The 11,505-nt window shown below is 71.1% G+C and carries 11 protein-coding genes; 4 read left to right on the top strand and 7 right to left on the bottom strand.

Annotation, left to right across the window (positions count from 1 at the left end; genetic code table 11):
- Nucleotides 1-172: 172 nt before the first annotated feature.
- Complete coding sequence (locus tag AC32QD_RS14520; RefSeq protein WP_492011224.1) at nt 173-982, bottom strand: phosphate/phosphite/phosphonate ABC transporter substrate-binding protein; 810 nt, start codon at nt 980-982, stop codon at nt 173-175.
- Nucleotides 983-992: 10 nt separating this feature from the next.
- The gene (locus AC32QD_RS14515) at nt 993-1,874 is read right to left on the bottom strand and encodes a fatty acid desaturase (protein WP_492011223.1); all 882 of its coding nucleotides are present in this window, start codon (nt 1,872-1,874) and stop codon (nt 993-995) included.
- 328 nt (nt 1,875-2,202) lie between these two features.
- Here AC32QD_RS14515 and AC32QD_RS14510 point away from each other — a divergent pair, with 328 nt between their 5' ends.
- Nucleotides 2,203-3,003 carry an FCD domain-containing protein gene (locus AC32QD_RS14510; protein ID WP_492011222.1) on the top strand — a complete coding sequence of 267 codons (801 nt, stop codon included), beginning with the start codon at nt 2,203-2,205 and terminating at the stop codon, nt 3,001-3,003.
- A 7-nt stretch (nt 3,004-3,010) separates the two neighbouring features.
- Here AC32QD_RS14510 and AC32QD_RS14505 read toward each other — a convergent pair whose 3' ends face one another.
- Together AC32QD_RS14505 and AC32QD_RS14500 are read right to left on the bottom strand one after the other, a co-directional pair.
- The gene (locus tag AC32QD_RS14505) at nt 3,011-3,922 is read right to left on the bottom strand and encodes a dimethyl sulfoxide reductase anchor subunit family protein (protein WP_492011221.1); all 912 of its coding nucleotides are present in this window, start codon (nt 3,920-3,922) and stop codon (nt 3,011-3,013) included.
- Nucleotides 3,922-4,665 (bottom strand): 4Fe-4S dicluster domain-containing protein, encoded by a 744-nt coding sequence (locus AC32QD_RS14500; RefSeq protein ID WP_492011220.1) that lies wholly within the window; start codon nt 4,663-4,665, stop codon nt 3,922-3,924. Before AC32QD_RS14500 ends, AC32QD_RS14505 begins: the two co-directional genes overlap by 1 nt.
- Before the next feature lie 379 nt (nt 4,666-5,044).
- On the opposite strand from AC32QD_RS14500, the gene AC32QD_RS14495 reads away from it, so the two are divergent.
- Nucleotides 5,045-5,809, top strand: coding sequence for a DUF1045 domain-containing protein (locus AC32QD_RS14495; RefSeq protein ID WP_492011219.1), 765 nt, complete (start codon nt 5,045-5,047; stop codon nt 5,807-5,809).
- 80 nt (nt 5,810-5,889) lie between these two features.
- On the opposite strand, the gene AC32QD_RS14490 is transcribed toward AC32QD_RS14495, so the two are convergent.
- Nucleotides 5,890-6,702 (bottom strand): alpha/beta fold hydrolase, encoded by an 813-nt coding sequence (locus AC32QD_RS14490; RefSeq protein WP_492011218.1) that lies wholly within the window; start codon nt 6,700-6,702, stop codon nt 5,890-5,892.
- Nucleotides 6,703-7,026: 324 nt separating this feature from the next.
- Between AC32QD_RS14490 and AC32QD_RS14485 the strand changes: the two genes are divergently transcribed.
- Nucleotides 7,027-8,526: a YifB family Mg chelatase-like AAA ATPase gene (locus AC32QD_RS14485; RefSeq protein ID WP_492011217.1), complete on the top strand. Its 1,500-nt coding sequence runs from the start codon at nt 7,027-7,029 to the stop codon at nt 8,524-8,526.
- Here the strand turns inward: AC32QD_RS14485 and AC32QD_RS14480 are convergent.
- The gene (locus AC32QD_RS14480) at nt 8,505-9,329 is read right to left on the bottom strand and encodes a class I SAM-dependent methyltransferase (protein ID WP_492011216.1); all 825 of its coding nucleotides are present in this window, start codon (nt 9,327-9,329) and stop codon (nt 8,505-8,507) included. The two genes, AC32QD_RS14485 and AC32QD_RS14480, sit on opposite strands and share 22 nt — an antisense overlap.
- A gap of 193 nt (nt 9,330-9,522) precedes the next feature.
- Between AC32QD_RS14480 and AC32QD_RS14475 the strand changes: the two genes are divergently transcribed.
- On the top strand, nt 9,523-10,545 hold the full coding sequence (locus AC32QD_RS14475; RefSeq protein WP_492011215.1) for an aspartate-semialdehyde dehydrogenase: 1,023 nt from the start codon (nt 9,523-9,525) through the stop codon (nt 10,543-10,545).
- 194 nt (nt 10,546-10,739) lie between these two features.
- Here AC32QD_RS14475 and AC32QD_RS14470 read toward each other — a convergent pair whose 3' ends face one another.
- A complete protein-coding gene (locus tag AC32QD_RS14470; protein ID WP_492011214.1) occupies nt 10,740-11,399 on the bottom strand; it encodes a carbonic anhydrase in 660 nt (219 codons plus the stop codon).
- Nucleotides 11,400-11,505 lie beyond the last annotated feature (106 nt).

Here is an 11,505-nt window from a genome sequence, read left to right as displayed (position 1 = left end):
TGAGTCCGTCGACCACGGGCCGGTCCATTCCCGGCAAGGCAAAGCTGATCGAGAGATCCTCGACCGACAGCAGCGGCCCCTGATTCATGACTCTCCCCGGACTCTTACGCACACAATGGTTTAGGCCGCCAACAGGTGCAACCACTCCCTACCCGCCCCGGCCGCAATTCCCTCAGACCGGCGGCGCGAGCGGTGCACCGGGGGCGAACGGCTCGCGCGCGGCCCGCCGTGCGGCGGCGCGGACAGGCTCATAATCCCTGTCGCTAGCGGCAAAAATGCGGCGAGGCAAGCCGGGTGTGGCCGGCAGGGCGGCCGCGGCCCGGTCAAGCGCCTGAACCAGCCGGGCACCGAGGGACGCGAAGCGCGCCGCCGCGATGAAGGGCAGTGCCGGCGCGGGGGCGGTGCGATCGAGAATGGCGAGGCGGCCGGCGGTCTCGGGCTCGTGGGCCTGAAGCAGCGCCCAGGCCACCGCGTCGAGCGCCGCCAGGTCGGCGTCGCCACGCGCCACCATGCGGGCCGATTCGCGGTGGCTGCCGCTGAGCAGCGCCATGCCGAAGAACGGACCGTCGGCACCGGCGCGCAGCCCGGCGAGGTGCGCGCGCAGTGCGATGTGCCCGGAATAGGAGGCCCATTCGTTGACCGCGACCCGGCAGCCCTGATGCGCCACCAGCCCGCTTGGCCCGACTTCGGCCCGCTTCACCACGACCGACCGATAGGTCCCCTCCGACGCATCCGGCAGGCCATAGTCCGGCCGGCCGATGACGTGCGCGTCGCCGCACAGCCCCATGACACAGGGCATGCCGCAGGTCTGGCCGATGACGAGGTCGGGATCGCGCCAGGTCTCGGCCGGGTCTGCGGGCCGTGCGAGGGCGGCAGGCGCCTCAATGCCCGCCGCGCGCAGGTTTTCGGCCGCGGCGCTCCAGAAGGCATCCGTCCAACGCCGCAGCGCCGGCCAGTCATACATCGGCAGTGCAGCGATCATCCGTCGCCGTTCACTCGCCGCGCGGAGCGGCGGCACGTCGGCTGAGCGGATGCACCACCGGCTCGCGCGGGCTGACCAGCCAGCGACGCACCACCTCGGAATAGCCGCGGATCAGGTAGCCGCCGTTCTCGGCCAGATAGCGCTCGCGCTCGGTCCGATAGAGGGCGGGCAAGCGGTACCAGGCCACGGCCGGCTTGGCGTGGTGCACACGGTGCAGGTTGTTGTTGAGGAACAGCAGGCTGAAGAACGGCCCGCTCTCGATCACGGCGCTGCGCTTCTTCGGATCCTCGTGGGCGCGGTGCTCGATGAAGCTGCGCACCATGATGAGCGAGACCGCCGGATAGGCCGCCAGCAGCGCGTAGAGCCACAGCGGCACCCCCGCCCACCAGATCAGCGGCAGCACGACGGCGAGCCCGGCGAAATGCTGCGCCCAGGCATTGCGCACGGCGTGATCTGCGGCCAGCTCACCCCTCGCCAGCCCCCTGGCCAGCTCGGTGCGCCACAACCCCCACAGCGACAGCGCCGGCCCAATCAGCATCCGCCCCGCGAAGGTGGCGTTGAAGACGAGCAGCCGGCGCATCAGCGGGCCGCGACGGGCATAGTCGCCCTCGTCCACGTAGAAGCTCTCGGGGTCGTCATAGGGGTCGGTCAGCCGCGCGTCGTTATGGTGCCTCAGATGCAGGTCGCGGAAGCGGCGATAAGGGATGTAGAGGCCCAGCGGCAGCCAGACCAGCGCCTCGTTGACCAGGGCCTTGCGCGTCGGGTGACCGTGCAGAATCTCGTGCTGCAAAGACGAGTGGAAGGCGGTCGAAAGCGCCAGCGGCACGAAGGCCAGCAGACCGACGAGGTGATAGGCGGCGAGCGATGCCGCCCAAGTCGTGTAGCACGCCACCAGTGCAAGCCAAGTAGGCCACTCGGCAAGCAACCCCCGCGCAGGCGCGCGGCTTGCTCCCCATTCCATACCTTTGGAATCCTGTACGATAAAGATGTCTGTAACACTCCAGCGTTACGGGAAATCCGCCCGCCGCGCAAGCACGATTCCCCGGGCGCCGCGGGTGTTGGGCGCTCGTGTCGCACCCCTCATGCCGGATCCCGGAGCGGGCGCGGGTGAGCCGCGGCGCCGCGGCACGCGCCTCACCGGAGCGATGCCGACACATCGCCGTTTGATCCGGCAGGCGCGGGCGGTATGATCGGCCCAATGCGGGGGGGGGAACACGCCCATGCCGTTCCAGAAGATCGTCTCCGAGAAGATTTCCAGTGCCGTGGTTCGCCAGGTCGAGGACCTGATCCTGCATGGCGTGCTGCGCCCGGGCGACCGGCTGCCGGCCGAGCGCGATCTGGCCGAAACCATGGACGTCTCGCGGCCCACGCTGCGCGAGGCGCTGGCCGAGCTGGAGGAGCGCGGCCTGGTGGTGACCCGGCCGGGCGGCGGCACCTTCGTCGCCGAGGTGCTGGGCTCGGCCTTCGCGCCGCCGCTGGTCGAGCTGTTCGCCAGCCACGACTCGGCACTGTTCGACTATGTCGAGTTCCGCCGCGACCTCGAGGGCCTGGCCGCCGAGCGCGCCGCGGTGAACGCGACGGATGCCGACCTCGCGACCATCGACTCGGTGTTCCGCCGCATGGAGGAGGCCTCGACCAAGCGCGACCCGGCCGAGGAGGCCGCGCTCGACGCCGAATTTCACATGGCGGTGGTGGAGGCCGCGCACAATATCGTCATGCTGCACATGATGCGCTCGCTCTACGAGCTCCTGATCCGGGGCGTGTTCTACAACCGGGCGGTGGTCTACTCGCTGCCCGAGCGGCGCTCGCGGCTGCTCGACCAGCATCGCGCCATGCGGGACGCGGTGCTGGCGCGCGACCCCTGCGCCGCGCGGGAGGCGGCGGAGGCGCATCTGAGCTTCATCGCCGAGGCGCTGCGCGACGCCAACCGGGTGCGCTCGCGCGAGCAGGTGGCGGCGCTGCGCCGCCAGCACGAGGTCCTGCGCATCCAGCGCCCGCGGACACGCAAGATCGGGCCCTGAAAGGGGCTCAGCGCCGGCCGTAGTAGAGCGCCTGGACGTGCTCGGCCTCGGCGAAGAAGAGCCAGCGCAGCGCCAGCATGCCCGCCAGGTGTGAGAGCAGCGCCAGCACCATGAGCCAGCCGCCGAAGGCCACGGCCGCGAGCGCGAGGGCGAGCGGCACGACATAGCCCAGCACGGCGCCGAGCCGGCGGAGCTCGAAGCCGCGCCGGCGGGCGACCCGGTAAGCCATCTCGTCGAGCAGGTAGTTCGAGCCGGTATGCGGCGCCTCGAGCAACCGCACCCGGCCCATGAAGCCGAGCCCCGTGGCGCTCTCCATGCTCGAGCCCTGCGAGCGCCGGCTGGCCCCGGCCGCCGCGGTCTGCCACCAGATCCACACGGCCCCGGCGAGCACCAGCGCCACAGCAATCCAGTCTGCCTGGGCCGGGGCGCCCGCCAGCCCCGCAGCCGCGCCCGCGCCGACGAGGCCGCCGGTCAGCCCGGTGACAAGGAAGTGCGCAGGCGTCGGCGTCGCGCTCCAGCGCGGCACGGCGCGGATCTGCGTGTAGATCATCGCCGTGGCGTAGATCGTGCCCAGCGCGAGCGCGGCGCCGAGCAGGCCGAGCGGCCACAGGCGCAGGCCGCCGAGGCACCACAGCGCGGCATAGAGCCCGAAGACCGCCAGCGCCGCCAGCATCAGGCAGGCCTCGCGCGAGAGCCAGGATGAGCGCCACTGGGTCACGGCGCGCCACGCGTTCTCGCGCCGGCCGAGATGGCCGACCGAGGCAGCGCCGCCCAGCCCCGTGAGCCCGAGCGCCAGCGCCGAGCCGATCCAGGGATAGGCGCCGCCGTCCGGGCCCAGCCCGATCCCGAGCCAGACCATGACGCCCAGGCCAACGCCCGACAGGGTGGTGAAGACGGTGATCGAAGGGGCGGGATGCATCAGCCAAGCCGCTCCAGCGCGCGGTCGAGCCAGCCGAGAAAGCCGCCGGGCTCGGGCTCGGCCAGCTCGGCAAGGTCGAGGGGCGGCGGCGCGGCAATGTCGCGCCCGCGCGGCGGCAGGTACTTGTTGACCGGCCGGGTCTCCTGCTCGGGCATCAGGTCCATGCCGCCGCGCTCGGAGACCAGCCCAGACACGGCGCTCTCGGGGTCGCCGAGATCGCCGAAATGCCGCGCCCCGGCGGGGCAGGTGCGCACGCAGGCGGGCTGGCGATCGATCTCGGGGATGTTCTCGTTGTAGATGCGGTCGATGCACAGCGTGCACTTCTTCATCACGCCCGCCACCCGGTCGAGCTCGCGCGCCCCGTAGGGGCAGGCCCAGGCGCACAGCCCGCAGCCCATGCAGGCGTCCTCGTTCACCAGCACGATGCCGTCCTCGGCGCGCTTGTAGCTGGCGCCGGTGGGGCAGACAGTGACGCAGGGCGCGTCCTCGCAGTGCAGGCAGGACTTGGGGAAGTGCACGAGCTGGGCGGGGCCCTGCGCCGGCTGCACTTCGAAGGTGTGGATGCGGTTGAGCCAGGTGCCCGACGGCTCGGCCCCGTAGGCATCTGTGTCGGCCAGCGGCGCGCCGTAGCCGCCGGTGTTCCACTCCTTGCAAGCCACGGCGCAGGCGTGACAGCCGACACAGATGTCGAGGTCGATGACCAGGCCCATCTTGCGTTCGGTGGACTTCGGCAGCCTGGTCATGTCCACTCCTTGCCCCGGGCGACGGTCTCGGGCCCCTCGCCCACGGGCGGTTTCCGGCGGCCCAGGTGCGGCTCTCCGGCCTCGGCGGCGACGCGCCGGATCTGGTCGCAGACGGGCGGGCTGAGATCCAACTTCGGTTCGGTTCCGTCCACCATCGCGCTCCGCCGGTTTGCTGCCTGCCCGCGGATCCCGCGGCCCCGAAGGGAGAATCAGCATTCCCGAACCTTACATTACAGGCTCCAATCCCGAAGAAGCGACCGGGCCAGTGACAACTTTCTGCGCGACCCGGCCGATTGTGACTTTCTTCACATTCAGCCGCCGCGGATTCGGTCAATAAAAAATTAAGCAAGCAAGATGCGGTAAGCAGGGGGCCACCGCAATGTTCAACGATTTCGAGAGATATGCCGTCTACTGGGTGCCGAAGCGGCCGGACCCGCTGGGGCCGTTCGGCGACACCTGGACCGGCTGGTGTGCCGAGCATGGCGAGCACCGCCCGCGCGGTGACTTTCCCGATCTGCCGTCGATTACCCGCCGGCTGTGCCGCCACGGGCTGCACGGCGTGATCAACGCGCCCTTCCGGCTGGCGCCGGGGCGCAGCCAGTTCGCGCTCGAGCACGCGCTCGCCGCGATCGCCGAGGAAAGCGTCTCGTTCAAGCTGCCGCGGCTGGAGCTGGCGGTGGTCGGCGGGCGCGTCGCGCTGGTGCCGGCGGAGGGCTCGGAGGCGCTGTCCGCGCTGGTCGCGCGGGTAAGGGCGGCGCTCGCCCCGCTGGCCGATCCCGACCTGGCCGAGGAGTCCCGTCCTGCGCCTGCGCCCGGGGCCCGGACAGGGGCGCTGGTCCCCTTGGTGCCATCCGCCCAGCAGCAGTTTCACCTGCCGCTCAGCGACGTGCAGCCGGTCGAGAAGGCACATGCCCTCAAGGATGCGCTGGCGCCGCTGGTCGAGCACCTGCTCGCCGCGCCGCGCAGCTTGTCCGTGATCTCGCTGATCGGCGACCCCGGCGGCGAGCGCCCGGTCCGCGCGCTGCACAACTACGCGCTGCTCGACTGGCCGCTCCGGCCGGGCGCCCGGGTGCTGGAGACCTGCGGGCCACAGGTTCTCGCACCGATGCCGGAAGTGCAACGCAAGAGCGACATGGCAATGTAGCTTCCGCTCCTGCCGAGCTGCGCAAGCGGCCGCTCCGGGCCACGGTGCGGCCGTTTTCGTGCCTGCCGCGTCCGGCGGTCTCAGGGCGAGCGGGGCGCTGCCTTCAGGAACGCCGCGATGGCACTGGTGGTCTCGGCAGGGTGCGTCAGGTTCATCATGTGGCCGGCACCGGGCAGGGCCAGGGCGCGGGCATTCGGCGCCTCGCGCGCCATGCGCTCGGACATCGCAGGGGAGGAGCGCGCATCGGCGACGCCGGTGATGAACAGGGCGCGGCAGCCGAGGTCTCCCAGACGGCCCTGGTGACTACGGTCGGCGCTCGCGAATACGCGGTAGGCCGTTGCATAGGCTTGGGGATCGACGCTGCGCAGCCAGGTCGTGGCGCGGCGCGCCAGCGGACCGTTGGGATCGTTGGGGAACCAGCGCGCGATGGTCTCGATCGCGTCCACGTGGCGCACGCTCACGAGTCGCGCCCGGCCCTCGACCGCTGCCCGGGCCTGCGCGTCGCGACAGTAGACGGCGTTGAGCGTGACCAGCGAGGCGACCTTTTGCGGATGATCGAGCGCCAGGCCGAGGGCAACCATCGCTCCGAAGGAGTGGCCGACGACGGCGAGCGGCGCCACGTCGAGCGCGGCGATCAGATCCGCCATGGCCACGACATAGTCGTCCAGCCCGGACGCCGCCTCCACCGGCGCGCTTAGGCCGTGGCCGGGCAGGTCCGCGGCGATCACCCGGCGGCGTCCGGCGAGGGCGCCGATCTGCGGCTCCCACACGTCGGCATTCAGCCCCACGCTGTGGATCAGCAGCACGGCAGGCCCCTGCCCGGCCTCGCGCCAGGCAAACCGACCCGTCGTCTTGCGGGGCGCGAGCCCCCCCTGAAAGCTGGCCCAGGTCACCTCCCGACTCCCCCTGGCGTCGCCCCCTTTGCGGCAGCGCGCATGCGGCCGGCGAGATGGGCACCCGATCGTCGGCGCCGTGCCAGACGCGCCAACAACCCATGGTTGTGCGCAATGGGGACCTTTTTGCGGCTGAGTTGTGCCGGTTGGTGGGCGTTTTCGAGGCGCGCACGGCCGCAGGTCAGGGCCGCGCTCATCCCGGCCGCACCGGAGCACAGGGCAGCGCGGCGGGGGTGCGGCGAGGGCGCGGCGGCACCGGTTAACCCGGTCTTAACCGTGTTTGCCCTCCTTGGCCGGGTGGATCGGTGCACCCGGGAGAGCGGCATGATCACGCGCGCCCACACGGTGGCGTTTCTCGGCGTCGAGGCCAAGCCGGTCGAGGTGCAATGCGCCCTGGCCCCCGGCCTGCCTGCCTTCAACGTGGTCGGGCTGGCCGACAAGGCGGTCTCGGAGTCGCGCGAGCGGGTGCGCGCGGCGATGGGCGCCATCGGCCTGGCCATGCCGGCGCAGCGAATCACGGTCAACCTCTCGCCCGCGGACCTGCCGAAGGCGGGCTCGCATTACGACCTGCCCATCGCGCTCGCGTTGATGGCCGCGCTCGGCCTGATCCCGGCCGAGGAGGTCGACGGCAACGTGGCGCTGGGCGAGCTCAGCCTCGACGGCGAGATCAAGCCGGTGCAGGGCGCGCTGCCCGCGGCGCTGGCGGCCGCGGCGCAGGACAAGGGTCTGATCTGCCCCGAGGCCTGCGGGCGCGAGGCCGCCTGGGTCGGCGCCGCCGAGGTTCTGGCGCCGCCAGGACTGATCGACCTGGTCAACCACTTCGCCGGGCGCAAGGCGCTGGCCCCGCCCCAGCCGGGCGAGGTGGCGCGCCGACGCTCGGGCGCCGACCTGATCGACGTGAAGGGCCAGGAGGGCGCGCGCCGGGCGCTGGAGGTCGCGGCCGCCGGCGGCCACCACGTGCTGCTGATCGGCGAGCCGGGCTCGGGCAAGTCGATGCTGGCCTCGCGGCTGACCTCGATCATGCCGCCGCTGACGGCGGAGGAGGCGCTGGAAGTCTCGGTGATCTACTCGCTCGCCGCCCAGCCCGGCGACGGCACGATTTTCCGTGAGCGGCCCTACCGGGCGCCCCACCATTCGGCCTCGCCGGCCGCCATGATCGGGGGTGGGCGCGAGGCCAAGCCCGGCGAGGTCTCGCTGGCGCACCGGGGCGTGCTGTTCCTCGACGAGCTGCCCGAGTTCGCCCGCCCAGTGCTCGAGACCCTGCGCCAGCCGGTAGAGACCGGCGAGGTGGTGGTCTCGCGCGCCACGGCACATGTGCGCTATCCGGCCCGCTTCCTGCTGGTCGCGGCGATGAACCCCTGCCGCTGCGGCTATCTCACGGACGCCTCGCGCGCCTGCTCGCGGGCCCCGCGCTGCGGGGCGGACTACGTGGCGCGGATCTCAGGCCCGCTGGTCGACCGCTTCGACATCCGCATCGAAGTGCCGCCCGTGACGCCCGACATCCTCGCCCTGCCGCCCCATGGCGACAGCTCGGCCAAGATCGCGGGCCGCGTGGCCGGGGCGCGCGGCGTGCAGGCCGAGCGGATGAACGGCACCAAGCTGATGAACGGCGAGCTCGAGGGCGAGATGCTGGACAGGGTCGCCACGCCGGACGCGCCCGGCCAGTCGCTTTTGCGCGCGGCGGCCGAGAAGCTGCGCCTCTCGGCGCGCGGCTACCACCGGGTGCTCAGGCTGGCGCGCACGCTCGCCGACCTCGAGGGCTCAGACGCCGTGCGCAAGGTACATGTTGCCGAGGCGGTGAGCTACCGCCGGGCGCTGGGCTGAGCCGCCGCTGGCGGCCCCGCGGCCGGGTCCGCCGCTGCGGATGCCGGCGGGCGACGACGGGGCGCGGGCGGCTTGGTTGCCTCGAGCGTCAACGTCTCCAGCCGCAGGAAGCCGTCCGGCATTCTGCTCACGTTCTCCAGATTGCGCAGCGCCGCGTGGGCGCTCTGGCTGACGTCGAGCCTGGTGATCGGGTCGAACCCCGCGCGCTCCAGTGACCCGCGCAGGGTCTCCTCGTCATAGATGAACCGGTGGCCCCAGGCGCGCATGAAATTGTTCACGACGAAGCTGTGCGAAGGGCACGGCGCATCGGGGATGAAGCTGTCCCTCGACCAGGCGATGTAGTCGCGTTGCAGGTCGCTCTTCTCCTCGCGGCACAGATCGATCAGGAATGACAGGTCGGGCGTGGAGATCCTGATCGTGCCGCCCGGCTTGAGCACGCGATGGCACTCCGCCAGCATCGCGCTGCCCTCGGAGTAGGACAGGCATGCGATCATGTGCTCGCTGAAGACGTAGTCGAAGGCACCGTCTGGAAACGGAAAGGGGCGGGACGCGTCCAGGTGGAAGACGCGCGGCGAACGTGGGTAGAGGTCCGAGTTGAGCCAGCCCTCGAGCGGATTTTCGCCGCAGCCGATCTGGAGCTTCCGCATCCGCGCACCGGCCAGGTAGCTGTGCAGGATGGCCCGATCCACGCGGCCGAACTTCCGTCTGCACTCCCACGACAGGCGCCGGTACAGAGCCGCGAGGTCGTTTCGGGTGCCGCCGAGACGAAGCGTGCCGAAGATCTTCCTGGCGAAATCGGTCATGACAATGCAGCTTCTCCCGGGCGCGGGCCGACCGGAACGGTTGCGCGCATTCAGCATGTGCCACTCGCCCCGGTCAATCGTCTCGGGATGCCGGCGCGCCGCGCGGTCGCCCCCTGTCGCCCCCTTTCGCCGCCGGCACAGAGCCTGTATGAGGCGTGCCGTCGGAAGCTCCGTTCAATCGGGAGTCGGTCAGATGGGTTATCGAGTCGCCGTCGCGGGCGCCACCGGCAATGTGGGCCGCGAGATGCTGAACATCCTCGCCGAGCGGGAGTTCCCCGCCGACGAGGTCATCGCCCTTGCCTCGCGCCGCTCGCTGGGCACCGAGGTGAGCTTCGGCGACGAGACGCTCAAGACCAAGGACATCGACAGCTTCGATTTCGCGGGCGTCGACATCGCGCTGTTCGCCATCGGCTCGGGGCCGACCAAGCAGTACGGGCCAAGGGCGGCGAAGGCCGGCGCGGTGGTGATCGACAACTCCTCGCTATACCGCTACGAGCCGGACGTGCCGCTGATCGTGCCGGAGGTGAACCCGGACGCGGTCGAGGGCTATTCCGCGCGCAACATCATCGCCAACCCGAACTGCTCGACGGCGCAAATGGTCGTGGCCCTCAAGCCGATCCACGACCGGGCGCGGATCAAGCGCGTGGTGGCGGCCACCTACCAGTCGGTCTCGGGCGCCGGCAAGGAGGCAATGGACGAGCTGTGGCTGCAGACCAAGGGCATCTACGTGCCCGGCCAGGAGGTCGAGCCGAAGAAGTTCCCCAGGCAGATCGCCTTCAACGTCATCCCGCACATCGACGTGTTCATGGAGGACGGCACCACCAAGGAAGAGTGGAAGATGGTGGCCGAAACCAAGAAGATCCTCGACCCGGCGATCAAGCTGCACGCCACCTGCGTGCGGGTGCCGGTCTTCGTCGGCCATTCCGAGGCGCTGAACCTCGAGCTCGAGGACCCGCTTTCGGCCGAGGAGGCGCGCGAGATCCTGCGCGAGGCGCCCGGCATCGTGGTCGTCGACAAGCACGAGCCCGGCGGCTACATCACCCCGGTCGAGTGCGTCGGCGAGTTCGCAACTTACGTCAGCCGCATCCGCGAAGATCCGACCGTCGAGAACGGCCTGTCGCTGTGGTGCGTCTCGGACAACCTGCGCAAGGGTGCGGCGCTGAACGCCGTGCAGATCGCCGAGCTGTTGGGCCGGCGCTGCCTGCGCAAGGACTGAGCCGGCGCGGCCGTCGCAGCCACGGAAAGGCTGGGCCTGCGCGGCGTCCAAATTTGGACGCCTCGCAAGATGCTGATTTCTTTCATGTATTTTTTCGGACCCCCATGGGGGTGCCGTGGACGCGCGCCCAGGGCCGGTCTCGATCCTCGCCTCTGCCCGGCGCGGGCGCCGGCGCCGGAGCGGACGCGCCGCGCTCAGACGACGTCGAAGCCCGCCTCGTCCCGGTGTTGCAGCAGCGCGCCGCTGGGGATGTCGACGAAGGCCCCGTGCAGGGTCAGGACCCCGGCGTTGTGCGCGGCGCGCACGAAGGGAAAGGTGGCGAGGTTCCTCAGCGAGACCCGCACCGCCTCGTGCTCCAGCGCACCGCGCCGCGCCTCGGCGTCGGGCACCTCGGCGGCGACCCGCTCGTAGCCCGGGCGCAGGATATCCATCCAGCGGCCGATGAAGCTCGAGCTCTCCTCCAGCTCGGGCGCCAGCCCCGCGCACATGTCGTGGCAGGCGGCGACGCCGCCGCAGCCCGAATGCCCGACCACGACGATATGCGCCACCTTGAGCGCGCCCACGGCGAACTCGACCGCGGCCGAGGTGCCGTGGTGCTGGTGGTCGGGGCTGTAGGGTGGCACCAGGTTGGCGACGTTCCTGACCACGAACAGGTCGCCGGGCTCGGCGCCGAACATCTCGTTGATGTTCACCCGGCTGTCGCAGCACGAGATCATCATGGCGCGCGGGCGTTGGCCCTCGGCGGCCAGACGCGCGTACCAGGCGCGGTTGTCGGCAAACCGCAAGGCGTGCCAGGCGCGATAGCGCTCGACCAGGTAGCCGGGCAGCGGGCTCGAGCGGGCGGAGTCGGTCATGGGCAGTCTCCTTGCGGGCGCGCGCGCCGGCAGGGGATCCCGCCGGGCGCCGGGGCGGCGATTGCACCGCATCCGGCCGCGCATTAAACCGGAAAACACCGGAAAT

Source organism: Thermohalobaculum sp. (assembly GCF_058622915.1).
Note: the sequence above shows the minus strand (reverse complement) of the source record. Positions and strands in the feature narration are given on the sequence as shown.

Bases quoted from the DNA above. Each gene is read 5' to 3' on its own strand.
- AC32QD_RS14495 (WP_492011219.1), top strand. From the start codon at position 5,045: ATGTTCAACGATTTCGAGAGATATGCCGTCTACTGGGTGCCGAAGCGG.
- AC32QD_RS14485 (WP_492011217.1), top strand. From the start codon at position 7,027: ATGATCACGCGCGCCCACACGGTGGCGTTTCTCGGCGTCGAGGCCAAG.
- AC32QD_RS14505 (WP_492011221.1), bottom strand. From the start codon at position 3,922: ATGCATCCCGCCCCTTCGATCACCGTCTTCACCACCCTGTCGGGCGTT.
- AC32QD_RS14470 (WP_492011214.1), bottom strand. From the start codon at position 11,399: ATGACCGACTCCGCCCGCTCGAGCCCGCTGCCCGGCTACCTGGTCGAG.
- AC32QD_RS14500 (WP_492011220.1), bottom strand. From the start codon at position 4,665: ATGACCAGGCTGCCGAAGTCCACCGAACGCAAGATGGGCCTGGTCATC.
- AC32QD_RS14520 (WP_492011224.1), bottom strand. From the start codon at position 982: ATGATCGCTGCACTGCCGATGTATGACTGGCCGGCGCTGCGGCGTTGG.
- AC32QD_RS14510 (WP_492011222.1), top strand. From the start codon at position 2,203: ATGCCGTTCCAGAAGATCGTCTCCGAGAAGATTTCCAGTGCCGTGGTT.
- AC32QD_RS14475 (WP_492011215.1), top strand. From the start codon at position 9,523: ATGGGTTATCGAGTCGCCGTCGCGGGCGCCACCGGCAATGTGGGCCGC.
- AC32QD_RS14480 (WP_492011216.1), bottom strand. From the start codon at position 9,329: ATGACCGATTTCGCCAGGAAGATCTTCGGCACGCTTCGTCTCGGCGGC.